The organism is Pararhizobium gei (assembly GCF_029223885.1).
Classification (GTDB): domain Bacteria; phylum Pseudomonadota; class Alphaproteobacteria; order Rhizobiales; family Rhizobiaceae; genus Pararhizobium; species Pararhizobium gei.
Genome location: NZ_CP119409.1, coordinates 2248794 through 2270496 on the forward strand (window position 1 = coordinate 2248794; position 21703 = coordinate 2270496).

Genomic DNA, 21703 nt, shown 5'->3' on the forward strand with positions numbered 1-21703 from the left:
AATCGTGGCGGTCCGATGTTATTCTGGCCAGCAAGAATCAGTTAACCGTAATAGTGTGACGCGTAATCGAGGGGCTGGCGGATAATGGCGGACAGAATTTTACCCAAGGGCGTCACGCCGGACGACGACTTTATCAATGATGCGCTTGATCTGATCGAGATTACCGGCGTCATTAAATGGTTCGATGTCGCCAAGGGCTTCGGTTTCATCGTGCCCGACAACGGCATGCAGGATATTCTGGTTCACGTCACCTGCCTGCGCCGCGACGGTTATCAGACCGTTCTTGAAGGCGCCCGCGTTGTCGCGCTCATCCAGAAACGCGACCGGGGCTACCAGGCCTTCCGGATTCTGTCGATGGATCAATCGACCGCGGTCCACCCGTCCCAGTTGCCGCCCGTCAAGACCCATGTTCAGGTCACGCCCACAAGCGGACTGGAGCGGGTCCTGGTGAAGTGGTTCAACCGAACGAAGGGGTTTGGTTTCCTTACACGCGGGGACGGTACAGAAGATATCTTCATCCATATGGAAACGCTTCGTCGATTTGGTCTGACAGAGTTGCGTCCGGGCCAGACGGTGCTCGTTCGCTTCGGCGACGGGGACAAGGGGCTGATGGCAGCCGAAATTCATCCCGATATTCCTTCGCCGGCGGGCAGGGCTCATTGATGATGGCCTTGCGCCACGTCTGTCGTCTGCAGATATCAAGCGCCCTTGCGGCGCTTTTTTTCTATCTGTTCGCCCCCGGGGTCTTTGCCGCAGAGGTCACCTTTGAAAAGGCTCCTCTGGAGATCGTCACGGCCAGCGGCGAGATCCATCGCTTTACAGTCGAACTGGCGCTCGACAATGAACAGCGTGCGCAGGGATTGATGAACCGCCGCCATATGCCACGCGACGGCGGCATGTTCTTCGATTTCGGTATGACGCGCCGGGTCATGATGTGGATGAAGAACACCTATCTGCCCTTGGACATGCTGTTCATCGCGCGTGACGGCAAGGTTGAGACGATTCGTGAAAATGCCGTCCCGCTATCAGAAGCGATCATCGATTCCAAAGTGCCGGTGGCCTATGTGCTGGAACTCAACGCCGGCACCGTCAGCCGGCTTGGCCTGGCCCCTGGCGACATCATGGATACGGCTGCGATCTCCAAGGCGAGATGAAGGCACGGACGTATGCCGATTATTGTAATTAGCTGTTGCAGGGGCCGGCCCAAGCGTGTATCTCCGCGGCATCGGCAGGTCACGGAGTGTAGCGCAGCCTGGTAGCGCATCTGGTTTGGGACCAGAGGGTCGGGAGTTCGAATCTCTCCACTCCGACCATTCTTCTTGAATGGACAGCACCTTGACTGTCGATGTATTCCGCTCACAGTGATGGCGCTTCTCGCTTTAGACTTTATCAAAAATCATCGGTGATGTGCGAAAGCCATTTCGTTTTCGTCGGTTCTGCGCTATGGCATGCGCATGCGTGGCGAAACAGATCGTTGCGCCGGAACAATGGGAGATCGCTGCAAAAATGTCCGCAAAAATCTATCGGCCTGCAAAAACGGCGATGCAATCCGGCAAGGCCAAGACGCAGTTCTGGATTCTTGAGTTCGATGCGGAGCATGCGCGCACGATCGATCCGATGATGGGTTACACCAGCTCAGCCGATACCCGCCAGCAGGTTAGGCTGACTTTCGATACTGCGGAGCAGGCGGTCGCCTACGCGCAAACGAACGGCATAGAATACCGTGTCATCGCTCCCAAAGAGCCGACACGCAAAAATGTGTCCTATAGCGATAATTTTCGCTTCACCCGCTCGCAGCCCTGGACGCATTGACGATAAAAAGACCGGAAAGGACGCTTTCCGGCATGGCCCCTTAGCTCAGCTGGATAGAGCACCTGCCTTCTAAGCAGGTTGTCGCTGGTTCGAATCCAGCAGGGGTCACCAATCGCCATGCAACGGTTGATATTCACCAAGAATTCCAGGTTCCAGCCTGACCGTATGGTGATCCACGGTAGACGAAATCCATTATGTCTGGCACAAGCGCTGCGGACGCGACTGCCGTTAAAGTTAGAACGGGGTCGGGCAACCGATTGACGTCACGTTGCTGCCACGAGATTACGTCGGCCGTCCTTTTACTCAATTTGAAAGCTGACCGCTGCCGCAATACATGCGGCCCTCTGAAGATCTGTTATAGAACGAAAAGGCCAATCAGCGCCGCGATCGGGACGGGAACGCCGACCAGCCAGATGAGCAATTCGCGCATCATGAATTGGCGATAGTCGCTCTCTTCTGCCTGGCGGCGAGCGATCATTTCTGTCTCGATGCTTCGCGTTGACATAACGCCTCCTGCACGGGCGACACACCGGCGCAGATGAACTGGGCGGTGGACGCTTGGTGGAACCGTCCGTCAACGCACGTTCTTCGGTTTCGTTCCGTCATGTCCGATATCACGTCCGAAACGCCGTTTGGGCCGGCTAACATTCACGCTCAAGCCAGATAAACTGGGGTTTGCAACATCTTCGAGATAGCGGGTGTGTTCCATAATCCATCTTATCTGATCTCTGGATGTAGCCGGATGGGCTTAGGGATTAAGGAAGATGCAGATGCAATGGAACTTACCTGCTTCCATCTCGATCTGGCCGAAGGTGCAAGGTGAAGGCCGTTTCGCCTTTCGGCACCGTCCGGTAACGTCATCCCAACAGCGGTCCTGCGCGATCGCACTCTATCGCGGATCAATGCCGGCTTGACCTCCTTCAGACTGAGCCCTAATCGGTCACAGTGTCCAACTGTCACCGAAGGCCTGCCCCATGAGCGATCTGCGCATTCTCCCCGATGCTTTCATTCCCGAGTTGCCGGGACGCTACAAGGGCAAGGTTCGCGAGAACTACGACCTTGCGGACGGACGGCGCATCATCATCTCAACGGACCGGCTGAGCGCTTTCGATGTGATCCTCACCTCGGTCCCGTTCAAGGGACAGGTTCTGACGCAGACGGCGCGCTACTGGTTCGAGGAAACTGCCGATATCTGCCCCAACCATGTGCTTGAATATCCCGACCCGAACGTCGTTATTGGCACGCGGCTGGACATCCTGCCGGTCGAAATCGTCGTGCGGGGCTATCTCGCGGGAACGACCGGCACATCGGTGCTGACCAAATACAGAAATGGCGAGCGCGACATGTACGGCATCCGTTTGCCGGATGGTCTGAAGGACAACGAAAAGCTCCCGCAATCGATCATCACGCCGACGAGCAAGGCCTTTGACGGCGGTCATGACGAACCGCTCTCGACGGATGAGATCCTGTCACAGAAACTTTTGACAGCCGATCAATGTGATACGGTATCGCATTATGCACTGGCACTCTTTGCGCGTGGCCAAGCGCGCGCTGCGGAGAACGGCCTTATTCTCGTCGATACCAAATATGAATTCGGCACGGACAAGGACGGCCGGATCGTGCTTGCGGATGAAATCCATACGCCCGACAGTAGCCGTTACTGGATTGCCGACAGCTACGAGGAGAGCTTTGCCGCAGGTACACGTCCGAAAAGCTTCGACAAGGATTTCGTCCGCGCCTGGGTGACCGAACGCTGCGACCCTTACAAGGAGCCGATCCCTGAAATTCCCCTCGCACTGATCGAGCAGACATCGAAAGTCTATATCGAGGCTTTCGAACGAATTACCGGTCAGCACTTCCTCGCCGATCTCTCCGGCGAGACGGTGCTGGATCGCATCCGGAACAATCTAAAGCCTTATTTCAGCTAATTCCGCCGGTCTCGCCGGTCACATCGAATTCCAGCCGCATGCCGTCGAAAGCCGGCTCAACGTGATCCGGTGTCTCACGCATGACGGTGTCATAGTCGAGCGGTATGTGCATATGGGTGAGAACGGCGCGCTTGGGCGCGAACCGTTCGATCCAGCCGAGCGATTGCTCGACGGACAGGTGGCTGGGGTGGAACCTGTATTGCAGCGTGTCGATCACCAGCGCATCAAGGCCCGAAAGCATGCCCACGGTTTTCTCGGGAAAGTCGCTGACATCGCTGCAGTAGGCAAAATCACCGATGCGGAAACCCAGTGAGACAATATCGCCATGCCGCTGGAGCAACGGCTGGAACGGGATCGCGCCACCCTCGCCCACGACAGCGAACGGCGCAAGGGACGGATTGATCAACCGGGCTTCCACGATTGGCGGATAGCTGCTGCCGGGCGGCGTTTCGAGGCAGTAGCGAAAGCCATCGCGAATACGCTCCATCGTTGCCGTATCGGCCCAGATTGGCATCCGCCTGCCGGAATACTGAACATAACCCCTGAGATCGTCGATGCCGTGAATATGATCGGCATGGGCATGGGTATACACGGCAGCATCGAGATGCCGAACGCCCGCGGCAATCATGTGGGTGCGAAAATCCGGTCCGGTGTCGATAACCACGCAGGTTGTGCCATCCGGCCCCGTCTGCTCTACGAGCAAAGACGCCCGTGTGCGGCGGTTCCTGGGGTTTGTTGGGTCACAGGCACCCCAGTCGCCGTTGATGCGGGGAACACCCGGTGAAGACCCGCAGCCGAGAATGGTGAAGACCCGCCTCACCGTCACCTCAGAGCCTCGGCATTTTGGAAAAAACGCGGAATGCGTTGTCCGTTGTGATCGCCGCAATCTCGTCCGTCGAGACGCCGATCGTCTGCGCAAGAACCTCGGCCGTGTGGGCGACATAGGCCGGTTCGTTGCGCTTGCCGCGGAACGGTTTGGGTGCCAGATAGGGCGCGTCCGTCTCGACGATCATGCGCTCGTGCGGCACGGTCTTGGCAATCTCGCGCAATTCCTCCGATTTTGGAAATGTCAGGATTCCGGAAAAGGATATGTAGCCGCCAAGTTCGACGCCGACCCGCGCGAGTTCTGGGCCGGAGGAAAAGCAGTGCAGCAGGAAGGGAAAAGCGCCCTTCCCGGTTTCTTCCGTCAGGATTGCCGCCATGTCCTCATCCGCCGAGCGACTGTGGATCACCAGCGGCAACCCGGTTTCGCGTGCCGCTGCAATGTGGCACCGCAGCCCGATCGCCTGTGCGTCGCGCGGCGCATTGTCATAGAAATAGTCGAGCCCGGCCTCGCCGATCGCCACGACTTTCGGATGCGCCGAAAGACGGACCAGATCCGCGGTTTCGACATCGAGTTCCTCGTCGGCATTGTGCGGATGGGTGCCGACCGAGCAGAAGACGTTGGCATAGGTTTCGGCTATGCCGAGGATGGCGTCGAATTTCTTCACCCGCGTCGAGATGGTGATCATCTGCGCGACGCCAGCACACCGCGCACGCTCGACGATCGCGTCGCGCTCAGCCTCGAAGTCCGGAAAATCCAGATGGCAATGGGTGTCGATCAGCATTCCCTGTCCTTCAAGCTTCCGGCGCGACATAGCGCGGGAAGACAGGCTTCGGCGCTTCCAGGGCCGTCCCTGAAACAAGCCGTCCAGCCTCCCCGAGCGCCGCGAAATCGCGTTTCTCGACAGGAAGGGCGACAAGATCGAGAAGCTTTGCCGCCGAGCCCGGCATAAACGGCTGCAGGAGGATGCCGATCTGGCGGACAACGTCCGCGGTGACATAAAGCACAGTCGCCATGCGTGCCGGGTCGGTCTTTTTCAGGGCCCACGGCTCCTGACCGGCGAAATAGCGGTCCGCCTCCGATACCACGGCAATGATCGAGGCCAGAGCCTTGTGGATCATCAGCGCATTCATGTCTTCACGGGTCGACGCCTTTAGCGCATCCACGGACGCCAGCATCGCCTTGTCCTCGTCTTTCAGCGGCCCGCATTGCGGTATCTGCCCGTCGCAATTCTTGACGATCATCGAGAGCGAGCGGCTCGCGAGATTGCCGATGCCATTTGCCAGGTCGGAATTGATGCGGGTCGCGATCGCCTCTTCGCTGTAGCTGCCGTCCTGCCCGAAGGACACTTCCCTGAGAAAGAAGTAGCGGATGGGGTCGAGGCCGAAATGCGCGACCAGATTGACGGGATCAACGACATTGCCAAGGGATTTCGACATTTTCTCGCCCTTGTTGAGCAGAAAGCCGTGCGCAAACACCTTTTTGGGCAGCGGCAGCCCGGCCGACATGAGGAAGGCCGGCCAGTAGACGGCATGAAAGCGGATGATATCCTTGCCGATCATGTGAATATCGGCTGGCCAGTATTTGGCGCGCGGGCCTTCCGGATCGGTCAGGTAGCCGGTCGCTGTAATGTAATTCGTGAGGGCATCCACCCAGACATACATGACATGGCCGGGATCGTTGGGCACGGGAATGCCCCAGTCGAATGTCGTGCGCGACATCGAAAGATCTTTCAAGCCGGATTTGACGAAGGATACAACTTCGTTACGTCGCTCCGCCGGACCGATGAAATCCGGATTTTCCGCGTAGTGCTTCAGCAGCCTGTCTTCGTAAGCCGAAAGCTTGAAGAAATAGCTTGCTTCCTCCACCCATTCCACAGGCGTTCCCTGCGGACCGTAGCGTACGCCGTCGGCGCGCAGTTCGGTTTCGTTTTCCTGATAATAGGCTTCGTCGCGCACCGAGTACCAGCCGGAATAGCTGTCCTTGTAGAGATCTCCGGCTTTGCTCATGCGGGTCCAGATTTCCGTCGCCGCCGCGTAATGCCGTTTTTCCGTCGTGCGGATGAAATCATCGTTCGATGCATTCAAAAGCACGGCCATATTCTTGAATTCAGAAGAATTCCTGTCCGCGAGTTCCTGCGCCGTTATCCCTTCCCTGCGGGCCGTCTGCTGCATTTTCTGACCATGCTCGTCAGTGCCGGTCAGGAAGAAGACGTCGCGCCCGTCCAGCCGCTGGTAGCGCGCCATCGCATCGGTCGCAATCAACTCGTAGGCGTGGCCGATATGCGGCTTGCCGTTCGGATAGGAGATCGCGGTGGTGATGTAGAAGGGGGATGGTTCGGTCATTGTCGGATTTCGGCCTGTATCTTGTCCTGCAGTGTCCCGCTCTTAACCTATCAACAGCCGCGATGAAACAGGGCATCGGAGAAAAGCTGCCAACCGACAGCGAGCCTTCGCAGCACGAAAGATGACGGCCGCGCGCCGCGCAATCAGGCTGCTTGAGGAGATTCCGTTCGGATGTCATCGAGAATCGACAGGACGGTCTGCTTGCGATCGAGATTGTAGGCCTGCGCCACCGCCAGCCGGTCAACGATGGTGGCGGACAGCCGTGCGAAGCGTTCGGCCGGTGCAATGTCTCCAGCGACGGCCGCCTCGCGCGCCGTACGCATGATGTGGCCACTGACCAGCGACGAGAAGAAATCGAAGATGGTTTCGCTGTCCTTTGCCGCAAGCACCTCCGCAAGCTTGTGCATGTCCTTGCGGATGCCCGGCCCCTGCCCGGCAAGAATGCTCTCGAAGGTGGCCATAATCTCGAGGCCGCCATAATTAAGCAATTTCAACGCTTCCGACACACTGCCATTGGCCGCGGCCAACACCTTCGTTGCGTTCTCACCCGAGAGATCGATGCCGAGATGGCGCAAAGCGTGCAGCAAGGGCTCCGGCGCCAGCGGTTTCAGGGTAAGCGGCAGGCAGCGCGAGCGGATGGTCGGCAACAGCTTGCCGGGAGCGTGGGTCAGCACGAGAAACAGCGACCGCTTCGGCGGTTCCTCAAGGATTTTCAAGATGGCGTTGGCCGCGTTGCGGTTGAGGTCGTCGGCGGGATCGACAATGACGATGCGCCAGTTGCCGGTTCCGGATGTCTGGGAAAAGAACTTGCCGGCGCGACGGACTTCATCCACCGTGATCGCACTCTTGACCTTGCCCGTCTTTTCATCGGTCGGACGCGTCAGATGCAGCAGATTATGGGACGCGCCGGACGCGATCTGCCGGCTGACGATCGAGGCCGGATCCGGATCGGCCAGCCGCTCCGGCGCCAATGCCGGTTCCGGATGGGAAAGCACATGATTGGCAAAGCGAAAGGCCAGCGTCGCCTTGCCGATTCCTTCCGGCCCCTCGACGAGAATGGCATGATGCCCCTTGCCCGAACGGTAGCTCTGCGCCAGAAAAATCTCCGCATCGGGGTGACCGAAAAACTTCGTATTTTCCCCGGGTGGCACTGCCCCGTCCAAAACATCGAACCGGTTCCCGCTCATGGTTCCAAACCCCTTCCCAGCTCATCGCCGGCCGGCAGCAGGGGCTCCACGATCGACAGGACAGTCGCGGCAATGTCACTTGCGCTCAGCGATGCATCGATGACACGGCAGCGGCCGGGATCGTTTCGAGCAATGTCGAGAAAGGCTTCGCGGCGCTTTTCGTGGGTTTCCATTTCCTCTTTTTCGAAACGATCCAGTTCGATCGTCTCCCCCTTCGGACTCGTGGCTCCGGAGGCACGCTGACGGGCGCGCTCCAGCCCGATGGCGGCGGGAAGATCGAAGATGATCGTGCAATGGGGGACAATGCCGTTGACGGCCACGCGCTCCAGCGCTTCCACAAAGCCTGGCTCCAGATTGCCCGTCACTCCCTGATAGACCCGCGAGGAATCCATGAACCGGTCGCAAAGCACAATCGTGTCCTGTGCCAGGGAGGGGCGAATGATTTCCTCGACATGGTCGCTGCGGGCCGCGGCGAAAAGAATAGCCTCCATCCGCACACCAAAATCCTGTGCCGCGCCTGACAAGAGCACATGCCGCACCGCTTCGGCGCCTGCCGACCCGCCAGGTTCGCGTGTCATCAAAACCCGAAATCCCCGCTCGCGCAAGGCATCGGCCAGCAGGCGAATCTGGGTTGATTTGCCCGCGCCCTCGCCGCCTTCGAATGTCACGAATAAGCCCTGTCCGACTGTCACGCTACTGTTCCCGCCTGCCGCTTCGAGTGTGCGTGGTGCATTCAATACCAAGACACTCCGGCTCTCTTTGCTCTCGTCTGTCCTTTCGGGATATCCGGTTCCCGCATAGTTCCTGACAGATTTTAGCAAGTCAAAATTTCTTCCAGGGCGCCGGAAGATCACGGACGGCGCTGCCGGCGCGAAGCCTGTTTAACGGATTGTCCCGGAGGGGGAAACAGCCGATCCGTCATAACCAGAAGAACAGCAGTTCCTGCAGGGCATCCATCGCCCGGCTGGACAAGGAGCCTTCGTCCACGGCGGATGCTGTTTCGACCGGAACCTCGCGCAACAGCCGCTCGCCGCTCCAGATTCTGAGCATGCCTGCCTGTCTGCCCGCGGCAAGCGGTCCGTTGAGCGGCCAGCGATACACGACCTTGGCGGAGAGACGCTCCTGGTTGTCAACAGGCACGAGCACATCGACAGCGTCCCGGGACAGCAAGCCCACATGGGACTGACTGCCGCCATAGACCGCGGCCTCCCCCACAGGCTCCCCGGCCTCGAACAGACGCTTCCGCTCGAACGCCGTCATTGACCATTCAAGAATACGACGGCTTTCCTCGAGCCGCTCCTTCTCGCTGCCGAGCCCGGCCAAGCCCAGAAACACCCGCCGGCCACCTCTCTGCAGCGTGGCCACGATGGAGAAGCCCGCCCCTTCGGCAAATCCCGTGACGAAGCCATCGACTCCGATATTGGAGGCAAGCAGCGGATTGCGGTTTCGCTGGGTGATCTTGTTCCAGGCGAATTCCGGGCGTGAATAAAAGGGGAAGAATTCCGGGTAGCTGCCGTGGATATGGCGCGCGAGCGAGACCATGTCGCGCATTGTGACGCTGTTTCCGGGATCGGGAAGCCCTGTCGGGTTGGCAAAAATCGACGAGGTCAGCCCGAGTTCCCCGGCGCGGTCCGTCATCCGTTTTGCGAAGGCTGCCTCGCCGCCGCTGATCCCCTCGGCCAGAATGATGCAAGCGTCGTTGGCAAATTGGATGGTGACGCCCTGGATGAGGTCGGCAACCTTGATCCGCGATTTCAATGCCGCAAACATGGTAGAGGTGCCGGACGGTGCGCCACCGGTTCGCCAGGCATGTTCCGACACCGGAAATTCGGTGTCGAGGGTCACCTCCCCGGCTTGAAGGGCGGAAAACACCAGTTCGGCGGTCATCAGCTTTGCCAGCGACGCTGCCGGCACCTGTTCGTTTTCATTCTTTGCGTAGAGGACGGTGCCGGTTTCATCATCGAGAAGATAAGCCTGTCTGGCTTTCGTTTCGAAGACCTGCGCATGCGCGGCGAAAGGCTCAATTGCGCAAGCCAGCAAGATCATGACCGAGAAAAGCCGTCTGCGCATTCCGAGCTCCGCTTTCTGAGCGGCCATAGCAGCCGGTGCACCGGGGATCAATCGCCCGTTCCGATTCAGCGGGCTATAATCCGGCGTTTCGCGTGGTTGACGATCGACTGAGGCGTCAGCGGATTGTCATCGACCAGAATGGCATCGAATGCCGTCTCGGACGTGCTCACTCGAGCCTCGACATAGGCTGCGGCATAAGCGAGGTTTCCGTCGTGCATGGGAACGAAATCCGGCCGTTCCTGCGGCACGGGGCCGATCTCCGGCAACATGACGAAAGCGTCGAGGGCGTTGGATGAAAGCGGTGCCGGTGCTTCGGCAAGAGCCGTCACAGGCACACCCGTTTCCATGTTGGATTTCGACGGTATGACCAGATTTCCCAGGCTCTGGGCCTGCTTGCGCAAGGGCTCGTTTGAGGCAACCATCACACCGCTGGCAATCTGCCCTTCCGGGAAGGCGTTCGGCGTGCGATCGCCCTTCTTTACATAGGACGCCATGAGAAAAGGCATGTCGTTGCCCTCCAGCGGCGCCTTGCCGATATACTGAACGCGGACATTGGCACTGCCCTTGCGCTTCATGTCCAGGAAATCGGCAGTCTTCGACGAGACGTCGATGATACGCCCGAACTCATAGGGTCCACGATCGTTGACGCGAACGACGACGGACGTGCCGTTCTCCAAATTTGTGACGCGGGCATAGCTTGGAAGCGGAAATGTCGGATGGGCTGCCGACAGATGATATTTGTCGTAGACTTCACCATTGGCCGTCAACCGTCCGTGGAAAGCGGAGCCATACCAGGACGACATGCCGGTTTTGTTGTATCCGAAATCTTCCTTGGGCTCATACCACCTGCCCTTGACCTGATAAGGCTTGCCGACCTGATAGCGGCCGCCGCCCTTTGGAACATGCTTGCCTTCCTCGACGACCCGCGGACTGGCTTTGACGCCATAGATGGATTCGGCAAAATATTCCTTGCTGCGCGGCTTGGCTTTTTTGACGCTCGCCGTCTTTGTCGTGCCGCAAGCGGTCAGCGCGACGCAGACCATCGGAATGGCAGCAATCCGCAATCCTTTGAGAAGAAAAGCTGTTGTCTGACTGGATGTCATGTGTCCCACAATCGCATTCGCAAAAGCCGTACTCGGACCTTTGGCGCGAGCCCTCCGCACCAATGAACCGGCGTCACGAAACGTAACAGATGTCAATCATGACAACATCGTGGCCAAAATGCGAATGATTGACCGTGCCAGAATGAAACAATTTCAGTTATGGTTTATGGATCCTTAACATCGGCGATGGCGGCACTTGTCTCGCAATGGCTGCGCCCGCCGCCAGAACCCTGCTCCACTACCCCGACCTCGCCGGTCAGGCAGGGTTGCAGGGGGGACCCGCGTATGCAAATTTACTTAATTATTTTATTTTCAGCCAATTGACTTACAAAATAAACGAAAACTAATGTTACAGTATAAATCGAGGCAAAAACAATTACAGTCTCGCCTGCTGAACCCCTGACGACATTTAGCATCCCAATATGGATTCCGCTAGCATAGACAAAAACAGAGATAATAAAAATTTCACAAATTATACTGAATATTATAGAAAATAACGCACCTAAGTAATCGTCTAAAAATTTTGGAATAAATGCCAGTGCTACAAAGAGAGATGCAAGCGTAATCCCAAATGGCAAAATATATACTCTTCGATAATCGTCTTCAAAAAACAGCCCTAACGCTGATGCTGCCATTGCCAATGCATTTGTGACGAGTATTCCAGTTATTTTACCTCCGACCCAAATATTTTTATCTAAAATATAATCCTGGACTATTCGGAAAATTAGTCAGATGTCTGCAATCGCCTTATAAGTCTCAGATGCTTTTATTCTATCGAAAATTGGCCCGTGTTCGGCCCTGCAATATCCACCCAACCAGAGACTATGCGTTCTTGAGTCAAGACGACAAAAGAGCCTCATCGGAACCAGTCGCACGCGCTCCGTCTATGTTTCTGAAAATCCATCAACCTGCTTCGCCATTGTGCTCCGTCGACTCACGAATCCCAATAGGCGCTGGCATCGTTTTTCCTGTGCTGTTTCATGGCTCACGCCATCATCGTGCGCCAAAGATATCCAGTTGTGTTGATGATTTCCCCACTCAATGTTCGAAAGCGCCCCCCTCATGTCGCGTGGACGAGCCGAGTGTGGCAGAAAACTGTTCGAAATCAATGGAAATGGGTGCAACACGAATGCGACATGGAACCCTGACTGCAAAGGGTTCCGTCGCATAAGTGTTTGATAACTATGGTGAGTTCAATGGAGGCCTCGCCCGGAATTGAACCGGGGTACGAGGATTTGCAGTCCTCTGCGTCACCACTCCGCCACGAGGCCTCGAACGATCATACTTGACCGTGACGGGCGTTTAGAACGATTTCAGATCGAGCGCAAGCAGCCGAAACGGAAATCGTCCATTTTCCAAAGAGAATGCTGCCTCCAAAGAGAATGCTGCCATTGTCATCTGCATTCGATGGCCCCTCGTCACCCGACGCCTCGTGCCCGCCTAAACCCGTTGCCGTTGCAGGTCAGTGATACCGGCGGATGAGTCCGACAAGCTTGCCTTGTATCTTGACCCTGTCCGGCCCGAAAATTCGGGTTTCATAAGCAGGATTGGCAGCTTCAAGGGCAATAGACGCCCCTTTTCGGCGAAAGCGTTTCAACGTCGCCTCCTCGTCGTCCACCAGCGCAACCACGATCTCGCCAGGGCTGGCGCTGGTCGTGTTGCGGATAATCACCGTATCGCCGTCAAGAATGCCGGCCTCGATCATCGAGTCGCCGCGCACTTCAAGCGCATAATGCTCGCCCGAACCCACCATCTCCATGGGAACCGATATGTCATGGGTGTTGTTCTGAATAGCGGAAATCGGGACGCCAGCGGCAATCCGGCCCATGACAGGCACCAAAACCGACGTGTTCTCGTTGTTCGCCGCTGGCGGTTTTGCCGCAGCGAGCGGTGCGGACGGTGAGCCGAGGCTTCCCTGGATGACACTCGGTGAAAAGCCGCGTTTTGGCTGGAGGCTGGCAGAATAGGCCTCCGGCAGCTTTATGACTTCAAGCGCCCTCGCCCTGTTCGGCAGACGACGAATGAACCCTCGCTCCTCCAGCGCGGTAATCAACCGGTGAATGCCGGATTTTGATGCAAGATCGAGCGCGTCCTTCATTTCGTCGAAGGACGGGGGCACACCCGATTCCTTCATCCTTTCGTGGATGAACAACAACAGTTCCTGTTGCTTGCGAGTCAGCATGAACGATCACTCCGGAATCGAGAAACAAATCAAGAACGGACATTATCTGTTCCACATGTGTTCCGCAAGTCCCTCTGTCCTGCAACCTCACGGTGCGTCTTCGGGGCAATCAAATATTGGATCAAGGCTGTCAGGACGTCTGGCGGCGGCGAGCCCACCATACGGCAATCCGGCGGCGCCAGCGCCGCACCATGGCGAGATCATGCGACAGAACGAGCAGCCCGAGCGGCACCATCCAGAAGCCGAGAATAGGCAGAAAGCCAAGGCAACCAAAGAAAATCAGCACGCACCCGACCAGGATCCGAAGCCATTTCGATTGTGGCAAGGGAAGTCGCCACGAGCCAATCACCAGCTTATGCGTCCTCGCGTCGATACCGAATTTCATCGTTTTTTCCGTGGATGCCATAATCTGCCCGTCAACTCCTGTGGTGTCTTGTGCTGCAACGGACATTTTGCATGCCGCTCCGCCGTTCATAGGTAGGAGTTCTCCACAGTCTGGCAAGATTGTGCGCTTTTTTTGAAAAACCGCTTGGCAAATCGAAAAAGCATTTGTATTAGCAGCCTCACTTCTGCAGCGCGCAGATGATCCCTGGTAGCTCAGCGGTAGAGCATTCGACTGTTAATCGACAGGTCGCCGGTTCGAATCCGGCCCGGGGAGCCAGTTTCATAGGGGCCTGATGAGAAATCTTAGGCCCCTTTTAAACAAATAGATCAAGCAGTTAGCTTGGAACTTGGGCCACGAAGTCTGGTCCTTATGCAGCACCACAGTTGCCAATCAGCATACAAAATCAGATACATTTCCGGGTCTGCAATGGAATCAATGCCATGACCTTCGATGACGTTTCACGCTACGTCGTCCGTGATCCGCAATCAGGACGCTGGAGATATTACAGGCGGGTGCCGCGCGAGTTGGCCGAGCTCGACTCACGCATTCACGTCAAACAGTCCCTCAAGACGAGAAACCACCGGGAGGCCCTGCAGCGAGCAGAGGAGGTCCACCGGGCGACGGAAGCCCTGTGGCGGGCTTTAGCGGCCGGCGCAGACAAGGGTGCCTCTCTGGCGCGCTACGATGCGGCTGTGAAGCTGGCGCAGTCGTACGGGTTCACATACTCGCCTGTTGAGCAGGTCGCTCGCCTTGATCTCGACGAAATAGAACGGCGGCTTGAGATCGCCGCGGCAAATCTTGATAAGCCCATAGTTGTTGAGGCGATGACAGGAACCGCCCCTGCCCCTCGGCCGACGCTGTCCATGCTTTGGGAACTTTACGAGGAGCACAACGCGGCATCCTTCCGAGGGATGTCCAAAGACCAGAAGCGGAAGCACAAAATATCTCGTGAGCGGGCGATCACCTATGCGGTCGCTTCGATCGGAGACAAGGCCTTGGCTGACATCACAAGGGCCGACGTGTTGTCGTTCCGGCGTTGGTGGGTTTCAAAGATGGAAGCGGAGTCACTCAGGGCTTACAGCGTCAACCGCTCGTTCTCTGACATCAAAGGCATGCTGACAATCGTCGATGACGCGCTGCAGACCAAATTCGGCGAGGCGTGGGAGAAAATACGGATCAAGGAAACAAACGCCACCAGGCTCGGCAAGAGGCCGATGTTTCCAATTGAGTGGGTGCAAGACAGGATCCTGGCCACCGGTGCGATGGACGCGATGAACGAGGATGCTCGTTTGATCGTGTATGCGATGGCAGAAACCGGCTGCAGGCCGGGTGAAATCTGCAATCTCAGGCCGGAAGATATTCGCCTCGGCGCCGATGTGCCGCACATCGAGATTGCCGAGCGCGATGATAGAAGACAAAAGACCGCTTACTCAGTTCGGCGAATACCGCTCGTTGGCGTGTCTTTGTGGGCAATGAGACAAAGACCGAAAGGTTTCGCCCGGTATGCGGACAAGGGAGACTCGGCGTCAGCGTTGATAAACAAGGTGCTAAAGAGTCAGGGGCTTTTGCCTTCGGACAAGCACGTTCTCTACTCTATGCGGCACACTTTTCAGTTTCGGCTTGAAAAGGCCAACGCGTCGGACCGTATGCAAGCCGACTTGATGGGGCATGAACTTGGTCGTCCGACCTATGGTGACGGGCCCGAAATGGTGCGACGAAAGGAAATGCTCGAGGGGATAGCGTTCCGGTGGCCCTCACGGTGAGGAAGCAAAAGGGGCCGTGACACTGCCACGACCCGCTAATTCTCCCGCTTCGCCCGCGCTTGGGCTGCACCACCACCATCTCACTCAACTGGATTATGAGACAGCAGAAACCGCCTCGCGGAGTTCGTTAATTGCTTTTGCCAAAATCGTCTCCGCCATATCGACAGGGTTGCGTGCATCACCGGTGACTATTCCTGAGAGGATATAAGCTGCCGCAGTGACAAGGCGATGTGCATCATTCACGGCTGACTCCAGGGCGTCACGATTCTCCATGTTGGGCATTTCACTTCCTCCGATTGATATTTTATCAACTGGACTTGTGTTAACCTTAATCACAGAAAGCGTCAAGCGCGCTTGATAAAAAAACAATTGCGCGATAGAAATTGCCCATGATCACGCTAGAACAATTGCGCGGCGCCCGCGCCATGCTGGGATTGACCCAGGCCGAACTTGCCAGTCGAGCGAACATCAGCACGACGGGGCTAAACAACATCGAGCGCGGCGCAAGCGATCCGAAGGCCTCGACCCTGCGAGCGCTTCAGGAGGCGCTGGAGGCTGCCGGCATCATCTTCGAAGCGGCAGGGCAGATGATCGACGGCGGGGTGGGTATCCGACTAAAACGCTAATGTACGCCTTACTTCTTAATCAGTTGCGCGGCCCTGTGGCGAGCCCGGTCGAGGGTGGCGTCTCGCTTCTGTCTCGCCTCAATCTGCGCTTCCAGCCACTCGTACCAAAGGACAAGGCCGGCGTGTGGCGGTCCTGCCGCGATCTCTTCTGCTATCCTATCCAGGCATCGCTCCATATCGCTGAGCGAATATTTGTCCGAGACAAGTTTCACCCTGCCCTCTTCTTGGCAAGTCTCGCCGTCACCGAATCGATCGTGCGTTGCCTCCGGCGCCGCGCTTCGAGTTGAGCCTCCAGCCATTCATAGATAAGAATGATGCCGCCCGGGTCGTCGCGCGCGGCGATCGCTTCCGCGACCCTGTCCAAGCATCGCTCAATATCATCTATCGAGTATTTGTCAGATATGACCTTCATCGGGACGCCCGTTCTCAGTGACTGCGGTTGCAACCATGGAAGTCAAAACCCGCGTAGTCAATCAAATTCATAATTTAAATTCAATGCGTTAACCGTATATTCTATGCGGGGAACGCATAGATCAAAACCATGAAAAACATGGACTAGAACGCGAAAAGCCGCCGCCACCCGTTAGGGCAGCGGCGGCTGATGCGGATTGCTGTTACAGCAACGCAGGTCGTGACGGCGACTGGTTCCGAAATTCAGAAATAGTCAGGCGGGAAGAGCCTTCATCGTGTCGGCAATCTCGTCGTGTACGACGGTCATGGCATCCCTTAGGCCGGAAACAGGGGTGCCATCAAACTCCCCTATGAAGCGTGGGGGGGGTACCCATTCGGCGACCGGCGCGGCGTTTTGGAAGTGACGAGCCATGGCCGTGTAATGCGGGCGAGGGTCAATTGTGTCGCCGGCCCTGCTTGGCTTCCCGGCCTCCTTCAGCCAGACAACCTTGGAAACGTGGAGGATCTGGTCGAGGCGAACCGCGAACAGGGAATCCGGTCGAGGGCACCAAAACAGCGCGGCGTCGCCACATATACCGAAGAAGAACTTGACCACCACCATAGGCATTCCGCGTCCCGCGATCGCGACAAGATCCCCGCGGTTGATTGGCGAGTCGTCAGCGGTCCACAACACGGATTCCGGTGATACGATTGGAGTAAGGCAGTTTCCGAAAGCTGCGAGCGGAAGTGCGCCGCGTTCCCGCAGCTGATCCATCAGGTCTGGTTCATCTGCGTCAAGTTCATCGAAAATCGGCTGCGCTTTTTTGCCGCCCTCATACATGAAGTCTAACCGTCCGGCGCTGAGGCAGTCTAAGACTGATGCAACGTATTTCTTCAAGTCGGCGCTGACGTGCGGATTAGGACAGATGGCCTGGACGAATTCTGCGCGGTTTTTCGCGGCGACGGGCCATTGATGTAAGGGCACAAGACCGGCCCTTCCAAGGTTGTAAAAGTTCGAACGGTTCGGAAGGGAGATTGTTGGTTCGTCGAGCGACGGAGGAGCCAGAGCGGCGAGGCCTAGAAGGTTTGGCATCACGATTTCCTTCGGGGTTCAAGAGAAGCGGGCGGCCTTGGCGGCAGCGCGTGACGAGCGGTAGCAGTTGGCTCCGCAGAACATGCGGCCTGGCATTCCGACGAAAGCTGAACCGCACTGCTGACACGTCAAATCGACGGCTCTTGTCTTGGCTTTGCCTGAGCATGTTTTCGAGCAAAAGATAGAGGCCTTGCCGCTGCGGACCTGAGGCCGAAAAATCGTGTCACAATGTGCGCAAGGGACGTCCGGCCTTTTGTCATGGGTGAGACTGCAAAGCTTGGTGCAGAACCGTTGCCCTCGGAAGTTGGGGCGGAATAGCTTCTGGCATCCATCGCAGGAGCGCTCGCCAAGTCTATCGCGGAAAGCCTCTCTGCCGACAACCTGCCCCTCTTTTGTCATCCAAGCTCGGAAGGCGTCTTCCCTATAAAGATTATACCGAGCCTCGCATGAGACCCTCGGCGGAAGCGGTTCGCAGAAGAACGCGGATGCCGGGACGCCATTGCGCGATTTGATGTCGCCGCCGCACTGGAGGCAGAGGCCGGCGATCCTTGTGATTTCCGCCTGTCCCTCATCCCAGCTTGGCCTCACCGCGTGGCCGTTCTTCTTCAGCGCTGCTTGCACGATGGTGTCGGCTTCGAGGTCTGACAATGCCCAGGCATGGCCTTGCTTGATGAAATAATCCCGGAGGATCTTCCGGGCCGGCGCCTCGAATTGCCAAGGGCTGGATTGCCATTGCTGGAGATATCGGGCGATGAACTCGACCAGGTTGCCCCGCTGCTTATCTCCGACAAGTTTTTCATATCGCGGCAGCGCCGGTTCGGGGATGGTCGAAAGTTTTGCGCCACGCCAAACACCCGATAGAACAGTGCCATGCCGCTGTGCCCGCCTGATCGCCTTTGGCGTCGCCGCAACCGATATGTCTTTGATGCATTCCGGGAGAGCGAGCATTTCGTTACCTCACGATTGCCATTCAGCCGAGATTTCGAGCGCTTCGCGGAAACCGATTTCCCGGATACCTTTGACCGCATACAGGACGCCATCGACCTCAATTCGGTCTGTCTCGGTGACGTCGGATCGGAAGTGGCAACCGAAAGTCACGGTCCGGCGGGCGTACCGTTGCGAGGCGGCGAAGGCCTCATCTTCCGATTTATGGGTCTTCGAAACCCAGAAGGACGCGATGACTGTCCAAGCCTTGATGGGCTGGTCTAGGGCGTCGAGCTCGCCCGTCTCGCTATTGCGTTGAAGCCGCGCCAAGCGATCATAAGAGCCAATCCGCATGTCAAATCCACCACTGCACTGTGAAGTCCATGAGGCGGCGGTAAACGGTTCGATCGTCGCTGAAGTCGGTGATGTCGGTGGTTGCCTTGAAGCAATTCACAAGCACATTGCCGTTGTCGAGCTTTGCCTGAACGGTCTGCAAGAGGACCGTCTTGACCTCTTCTCCGAGATCCATCACGGCGGCCGGCGAGGCCGCGTGACAGCCGATCCGCACCAACGCTTCATATTGTCCTGCCAGATCGTCCAGGCGGCTGTTGGCGCGCTCAGAGATCATTGAGGTCACGATACACGGGAGGCCGGCCGATTCTGGGATGACGATCGGGTAAACCGGGACATCAAGGTTAGAGAGGACCGTCTGCAGGATCTTGAGAGCGTTCATCGTTTCGTAGCCTTTGCAGCCGCCTTCAATGCGGCTTTCTCAATTGCGGTACCAATTTCACGGCCGAAGATCTGAAGCACCTCGTCGGCGGTCTCTTCGAAGGCCGGTGTCAAGAATGGTTTCGCCGCGGCGCCCGGGTGCATGCGGCCTAGTTCGGGCTGCATATGCGGCGCTGTACCGAATTCTACGAGATGCGCTTCGCGGTATGCCGGGTCAGTGTTCGCTGGCCCGACATGGTGAGCGGCTTTGTTTTTGGGGTCACGTTTGACGGTGATGAGCTTTTTGAGCTTTCCGCTTTCCACTGAGCCGTTGGCGTCAAGGTTGCGTTTTGCGGCCTCAACGGTCGGCTTGAAGGCTTTCTTGCTGGCCTGAGCGATCGGCGTGGCGAGGTTGAGCGAGATAGCGCGGAAGGCCTTGGCGATGCCGTTGGCGCCGGACATTCGGGATTTAGCCATCACCGGAAAACCTTGAAGGGAGCGAGCAGCGCGGCGGCCGTCATTGGGATTTCGGTCGGGGTCGCGAAGCTGAATATTTGCCGTTCCGCAAACCAATGAGCGACGATATACCTGACTGCCAAGAGGATCGGCGCCGGAATGTCTGCGATCTCGCCGTACCCCGCTGTGAAGGTGATTTCGACGGTCTCGCGGTCGCTAAGCGACACAGGCCATTCTGTTCCATAGGCAGGGCAAAGTTCCGGCTTCCATGAGGATCGGCCGATAAGGCGATAGGCGGAAGGGGCCAGAGTCTGCCACGTCCCAGCCGTGTCCTTGTACCTGATCAAATCGACCGACATGGCCGGGCCAACCAGGCAGATGTCGCAGCGAAAACCGTCGAGCGTGATCATCCATGTCTGTTCACCCAGACAGCGGCCAAGCGTGCCGTGCGGTCCGTCGATTCGAGCGACGGCAGTGTCAATCAGTGTCTTGATTAGGTCGAGGTCGGCCGGCGCAACCGGGGTTCCCGCGTCGAGATCAGCGAAGATTCGAAGATGGTCGAGAACAGACTGTACGAATGTGGTGTGACCAGAGAATTCCTCCGGCGCTGTAATTTGAGTGAGCATGGGAGGTCTCCAGGTCGAAATGAAAAGGGGCGGCCGAAGCCGCCCCCTTATGATCACGCGGCGAATTCGCCATAAATGAAAGCCTCTGGCCGATAGACGGCCAGCGCGAGGCGTTCATAGTTCTTGATGGCGACGAGGTTCTTTGCGAAGTAATCGCTGTGCTCTGTGCTGATCTCGATCGAAGCCTGTTCGCGGTCGAAAACCTGTGCGCCAGTGCCGGCGCCCACCAGGAACTCGCCGGCCGTTACAGCGCTGGTCTCGATGACATTCAGGCGCCAAAGGATCATCGTCCCGCCTGTCTGTAAGTTAACCCACAGATACTGGCCGTTCGCGTCCTTCAGAAGCTCGATCTCGGCCCAATCGGTCGGATTGAGCGCGACAAAATTCGGAACCAGTTCGGCGAGTCGGCACTGGAGGATGGCCTTCCGGATGACGTCCACCTTGGTCACGCCGGTTCCAACCTGAGCGCCGGTGTAGGCTGTCGCCTGATTCAGAATGCCGTTGAGGTTCTGACCTGTTCCGTCGCCGGCGAGGATTTGGTTTTCCTCGACTAGTTTCAAGCCGAAGTTTGCCCGGGTGTCGATGTAACTGGCCAACATCGGCGCATCGTTCAGGATCTGGCGCGAAGCCGTCACCATGTGGCCAATCGCCTTGACGTTCGTCGTCACTACATCGAAAGTCAAATCCGAAGCGGCTACAGCGGCGCCTTCGGCAACCGGTGCGGCACCATTGGTGAAACCAGTCTCCTTCACGTATTCGACCGCATTCGACGAGGTGGAGCCGGGAAGCAGAAGCTGGCGAATGGTCAGCGAACGGACCGCCGGGGCGAGAATCTCCGGGCGGCGATCCGGTACGATAAGATCACCCGCACCGCCTGTGCCGGTGGTGGCGGAGGTGATCGTCGCTTTCGTAGACAGGGTGATCTTGCCGGCGTCAGAACGCGATGCGAACGATTTGTATTGTTCGGATTCGATCATCAGTTGACCGGCCGACTTCTGGCCGGTCGCCGCACCGATAGCGCCGCGCGTGGCCAGTCGCTGTTCGACCTCGGCAAGACGCGCCGCCGTATCGGTGCCCTTCTGACTCAGCGCGTCAAGGGCGGCCTTGGTTTCGCTCGAGACCTGGCCAAGGTTCTTCAGTTCTTCGCCGGCCTTGGTGGCGAACTGTTTGATTTCGGCGTCGCGCGTGGCAAGAGCCTCGGTCAGAGACTTGATTTCGGCGTGCGCGTCGACGCGCTCGGCGGCCTTTCGGCCCCGTTCTGCAATGTGCATGTTCATGA

26 protein-coding genes and 4 tRNA genes are annotated in these 21703 nt (G+C 57.6%); 9 read left to right on the plus strand and 21 right to left on the minus strand.

What is annotated here, in order from left to right:
• The first annotated feature begins 84 nt into the window (after positions 1–84).
• The 5 genes from PY308_RS11055 (at position 85) to PY308_RS11075 (ending at position 1923) form a co-directional block, all read left to right on the plus strand.
• Entirely contained in the window at positions 85–663 is a 579-nt protein-coding gene (locus PY308_RS11055; protein ID WP_275782393.1) for a cold-shock protein, read from the plus strand.
• Complete coding sequence (locus PY308_RS11060) at positions 663–1154, plus strand: DUF192 domain-containing protein (RefSeq protein ID WP_275782395.1); 492 nt, start codon at positions 663–665, stop codon at positions 1152–1154. Before PY308_RS11055 ends, PY308_RS11060 begins: the two co-directional genes overlap by 1 nt.
• Positions 1155–1236: 82 nt before the next feature.
• Positions 1237–1313 (plus strand) — tRNA-Pro (locus PY308_RS11065).
• Positions 1314–1506: 193 nt separating this feature from the next.
• The gene (locus PY308_RS11070) at positions 1507–1812 is read left to right on the plus strand and encodes an ETC complex I subunit (RefSeq protein ID WP_275782397.1); all 306 of its coding nucleotides are present in this window, start codon (positions 1507–1509) and stop codon (positions 1810–1812) included.
• 34 nt (positions 1813–1846) lie between these two features.
• Positions 1847–1923, plus strand: a tRNA-Arg gene (locus PY308_RS11075).
• A 244-nt stretch (positions 1924–2167) separates the two neighbouring features.
• On the opposite strand, the gene PY308_RS11080 is transcribed toward PY308_RS11075, so the two are convergent.
• A complete protein-coding gene (locus PY308_RS11080) occupies positions 2168–2317 on the minus strand; it encodes a hypothetical protein (protein WP_275782399.1) in 150 nt (49 codons plus the stop codon).
• A 478-nt stretch (positions 2318–2795) separates the two neighbouring features.
• Here PY308_RS11080 and PY308_RS11085 point away from each other — a divergent pair, with 478 nt between their 5' ends.
• Complete coding sequence (locus PY308_RS11085) at positions 2796–3740, plus strand: phosphoribosylaminoimidazolesuccinocarboxamide synthase (RefSeq protein ID WP_275791093.1); 945 nt, start codon at positions 2796–2798, stop codon at positions 3738–3740.
• Here the strand turns inward: PY308_RS11085 and PY308_RS11090 are convergent.
• The 11 genes from PY308_RS11090 to PY308_RS11140 form a co-directional block, all read right to left on the minus strand.
• Complete coding sequence (locus PY308_RS11090) at positions 3733–4566, minus strand: MBL fold metallo-hydrolase (protein ID WP_275782401.1); 834 nt, start codon at positions 4564–4566, stop codon at positions 3733–3735. The genes PY308_RS11085 and PY308_RS11090 overlap by 8 nt on opposite strands.
• Before the next feature lies 1 nt (position 4567).
• Positions 4568–5347: a TatD family hydrolase gene (locus tag PY308_RS11095; protein ID WP_275782402.1), complete on the minus strand. Its 780-nt coding sequence runs from the start codon at positions 5345–5347 to the stop codon at positions 4568–4570.
• Between the two features lie 10 nt (positions 5348–5357).
• Complete coding sequence (gene metG, locus PY308_RS11100; protein WP_275782403.1) at positions 5358–6908, minus strand: methionine--tRNA ligase; 1551 nt, start codon at positions 6906–6908, stop codon at positions 5358–5360.
• 143 nt (positions 6909–7051) lie between these two features.
• Entirely contained in the window at positions 7052–8095 is a 1044-nt protein-coding gene (locus PY308_RS11105; RefSeq protein ID WP_275782404.1) for a DNA polymerase III subunit delta', read from the minus strand.
• Positions 8092–8787, minus strand: a complete 696-nt coding sequence (tmk, locus tag PY308_RS11110) for a dTMP kinase (RefSeq protein WP_275782406.1) — start codon at positions 8785–8787, stop codon at positions 8092–8094. Before tmk ends, PY308_RS11105 begins: the two co-directional genes overlap by 4 nt.
• Positions 8788–9013: 226 nt before the next feature.
• A complete protein-coding gene (locus PY308_RS11115; RefSeq protein ID WP_275782407.1) occupies positions 9014–10165 on the minus strand; it encodes a D-alanyl-D-alanine carboxypeptidase family protein in 1152 nt (383 codons plus the stop codon).
• Positions 10166–10230: 65 nt separating this feature from the next.
• Positions 10231–11268 (minus strand): septal ring lytic transglycosylase RlpA family protein, encoded by a 1038-nt coding sequence (locus PY308_RS11120; RefSeq protein WP_275782409.1) that lies wholly within the window; start codon positions 11266–11268, stop codon positions 10231–10233.
• A gap of 293 nt (positions 11269–11561) precedes the next feature.
• A complete protein-coding gene (locus tag PY308_RS11125; protein ID WP_275782411.1) occupies positions 11562–11903 on the minus strand; it encodes a hypothetical protein in 342 nt (113 codons plus the stop codon).
• 562 nt (positions 11904–12465) lie between these two features.
• Positions 12466–12539: transfer RNA gene (locus tag PY308_RS11130), tRNA-Cys, on the minus strand.
• A gap of 191 nt (positions 12540–12730) precedes the next feature.
• Positions 12731–13450: a transcriptional repressor LexA gene (gene lexA, locus PY308_RS11135; RefSeq protein ID WP_275782413.1), complete on the minus strand. Its 720-nt coding sequence runs from the start codon at positions 13448–13450 to the stop codon at positions 12731–12733.
• A 130-nt stretch (positions 13451–13580) separates the two neighbouring features.
• The gene (locus PY308_RS11140) at positions 13581–13856 is read right to left on the minus strand and encodes a hypothetical protein (RefSeq protein WP_275782415.1); all 276 of its coding nucleotides are present in this window, start codon (positions 13854–13856) and stop codon (positions 13581–13583) included.
• A 180-nt stretch (positions 13857–14036) separates the two neighbouring features.
• Here PY308_RS11140 and PY308_RS11145 point away from each other — a divergent pair.
• Both PY308_RS11145 and PY308_RS11150 read left to right on the plus strand, forming a co-directional pair.
• Positions 14037–14111: transfer RNA gene (locus PY308_RS11145), tRNA-Asn, on the plus strand.
• 164 nt (positions 14112–14275) lie between these two features.
• Positions 14276–15598 (plus strand): site-specific integrase, encoded by a 1323-nt coding sequence (locus PY308_RS11150; protein WP_275782417.1) that lies wholly within the window; start codon positions 14276–14278, stop codon positions 15596–15598.
• Positions 15599–15691: 93 nt separating this feature from the next.
• On the opposite strand, the gene PY308_RS11155 is transcribed toward PY308_RS11150, so the two are convergent.
• Complete coding sequence (locus PY308_RS11155) at positions 15692–15880, minus strand: hypothetical protein (protein WP_275782419.1); 189 nt, start codon at positions 15878–15880, stop codon at positions 15692–15694.
• A gap of 107 nt (positions 15881–15987) precedes the next feature.
• Here PY308_RS11155 and PY308_RS11160 point away from each other — a divergent pair, with 107 nt between their 5' ends.
• A complete protein-coding gene (locus tag PY308_RS11160; protein WP_275782421.1) occupies positions 15988–16224 on the plus strand; it encodes a helix-turn-helix domain-containing protein in 237 nt (78 codons plus the stop codon).
• An 8-nt stretch (positions 16225–16232) separates the two neighbouring features.
• On the opposite strand, the gene PY308_RS11165 is transcribed toward PY308_RS11160, so the two are convergent.
• The 8 genes from PY308_RS11165 to PY308_RS11200 all read right to left on the minus strand — a co-directional run bounded on the left by PY308_RS11165 (position 16233) and on the right by PY308_RS11200 (position 21701).
• Entirely contained in the window at positions 16233–16436 is a 204-nt protein-coding gene (locus PY308_RS11165) for a hypothetical protein (RefSeq protein ID WP_275782423.1), read from the minus strand.
• Entirely contained in the window at positions 16433–16636 is a 204-nt protein-coding gene (locus PY308_RS11170) for a hypothetical protein (RefSeq protein WP_275782425.1), read from the minus strand. The genes PY308_RS11165 and PY308_RS11170 overlap by 4 nt, the downstream gene beginning before the upstream one ends.
• A 252-nt stretch (positions 16637–16888) precedes the next feature.
• A complete protein-coding gene (locus tag PY308_RS11175; RefSeq protein ID WP_275782427.1) occupies positions 16889–17707 on the minus strand; it encodes a hypothetical protein in 819 nt (272 codons plus the stop codon).
• A 957-nt stretch (positions 17708–18664) separates the two neighbouring features.
• The gene (locus tag PY308_RS11180; RefSeq protein WP_275782430.1) at positions 18665–18985 is read right to left on the minus strand and encodes a phage head closure protein; all 321 of its coding nucleotides are present in this window, start codon (positions 18983–18985) and stop codon (positions 18665–18667) included.
• 1 nt (position 18986) lies between these two features.
• The gene (locus tag PY308_RS11185) at positions 18987–19364 is read right to left on the minus strand and encodes a hypothetical protein (protein ID WP_275782432.1); all 378 of its coding nucleotides are present in this window, start codon (positions 19362–19364) and stop codon (positions 18987–18989) included.
• Positions 19361–19804 carry an HK97-gp10 family putative phage morphogenesis protein gene (locus PY308_RS11190; protein WP_275782433.1) on the minus strand — a complete coding sequence of 148 codons (444 nt, stop codon included), beginning with the start codon at positions 19802–19804 and terminating at the stop codon, positions 19361–19363. The genes PY308_RS11185 and PY308_RS11190 overlap by 4 nt, the downstream gene beginning before the upstream one ends.
• A 14-nt stretch (positions 19805–19818) precedes the next feature.
• On the minus strand, positions 19819–20424 hold the full coding sequence (locus tag PY308_RS11195) for a head-tail connector protein (protein ID WP_275782435.1): 606 nt from the start codon (positions 20422–20424) through the stop codon (positions 19819–19821).
• Positions 20425–20477: 53 nt separating this feature from the next.
• Positions 20478–21701 carry a phage major capsid protein gene (locus PY308_RS11200; protein WP_275782437.1) on the minus strand — a complete coding sequence of 408 codons (1224 nt, stop codon included), beginning with the start codon at positions 21699–21701 and terminating at the stop codon, positions 20478–20480.
• Positions 21702–21703: the final 2 nt, after the last annotated feature.

Bases quoted from the DNA above. Each gene is read 5' to 3' on its own strand.
- PY308_RS11095 (WP_275782402.1), bottom strand. From the start codon at position 5,347: ATGCTGATCGACACCCATTGCCATCTGGATTTTCCGGACTTCGAGGCT.
- PY308_RS11180 (WP_275782430.1), bottom strand. From the start codon at position 18,985: ATGCGGATTGGCTCTTATGATCGCTTGGCGCGGCTTCAACGCAATAGC.
- PY308_RS11125 (WP_275782411.1), bottom strand. From the start codon at position 11,903: ATGGCAGCATCAGCGTTAGGGCTGTTTTTTGAAGACGATTATCGAAGA.
- PY308_RS11080 (WP_275782399.1), bottom strand. From the start codon at position 2,317: ATGTCAACGCGAAGCATCGAGACAGAAATGATCGCTCGCCGCCAGGCA.
- PY308_RS11185 (WP_275782432.1), bottom strand. From the start codon at position 19,364: ATGAACGCTCTCAAGATCCTGCAGACGGTCCTCTCTAACCTTGATGTC.
- PY308_RS11170 (WP_275782425.1), bottom strand. From the start codon at position 16,636: ATGAAGGTCATATCTGACAAATACTCGATAGATGATATTGAGCGATGC.
- PY308_RS11105 (WP_275782404.1), bottom strand. From the start codon at position 8,095: ATGAGCGGGAACCGGTTCGATGTTTTGGACGGGGCAGTGCCACCCGGG.
- PY308_RS11140 (WP_275782415.1), bottom strand. From the start codon at position 13,856: ATGGCATCCACGGAAAAAACGATGAAATTCGGTATCGACGCGAGGACG.
- PY308_RS11060 (WP_275782395.1), top strand. From the start codon at position 663: ATGATGGCCTTGCGCCACGTCTGTCGTCTGCAGATATCAAGCGCCCTT.
- PY308_RS11175 (WP_275782427.1), bottom strand. From the start codon at position 17,707: ATGCCAAACCTTCTAGGCCTCGCCGCTCTGGCTCCTCCGTCGCTCGAC.
- PY308_RS11155 (WP_275782419.1), bottom strand. From the start codon at position 15,880: ATGCCCAACATGGAGAATCGTGACGCCCTGGAGTCAGCCGTGAATGAT.
- PY308_RS11070 (WP_275782397.1), top strand. From the start codon at position 1,507: ATGTCCGCAAAAATCTATCGGCCTGCAAAAACGGCGATGCAATCCGGC.
- metG (WP_275782403.1), bottom strand. From the start codon at position 6,908: ATGACCGAACCATCCCCCTTCTACATCACCACCGCGATCTCCTATCCG.
- lexA (WP_275782413.1), bottom strand. From the start codon at position 13,450: ATGCTGACTCGCAAGCAACAGGAACTGTTGTTGTTCATCCACGAAAGG.
- PY308_RS11120 (WP_275782409.1), bottom strand. From the start codon at position 11,268: ATGACATCCAGTCAGACAACAGCTTTTCTTCTCAAAGGATTGCGGATT.
- PY308_RS11055 (WP_275782393.1), top strand. From the start codon at position 85: ATGGCGGACAGAATTTTACCCAAGGGCGTCACGCCGGACGACGACTTT.
- PY308_RS11195 (WP_275782435.1), bottom strand. From the start codon at position 20,424: ATGCTCACTCAAATTACAGCGCCGGAGGAATTCTCTGGTCACACCACA.
- PY308_RS11160 (WP_275782421.1), top strand. From the start codon at position 15,988: ATGATCACGCTAGAACAATTGCGCGGCGCCCGCGCCATGCTGGGATTG.
- PY308_RS11200 (WP_275782437.1), bottom strand. From the start codon at position 21,701: ATGAACATGCACATTGCAGAACGGGGCCGAAAGGCCGCCGAGCGCGTC.
- PY308_RS11190 (WP_275782433.1), bottom strand. From the start codon at position 19,804: ATGTCCGGCGCCAACGGCATCGCCAAGGCCTTCCGCGCTATCTCGCTC.
- PY308_RS11115 (WP_275782407.1), bottom strand. From the start codon at position 10,165: ATGCGCAGACGGCTTTTCTCGGTCATGATCTTGCTGGCTTGCGCAATT.
- PY308_RS11150 (WP_275782417.1), top strand. From the start codon at position 14,276: ATGACCTTCGATGACGTTTCACGCTACGTCGTCCGTGATCCGCAATCA.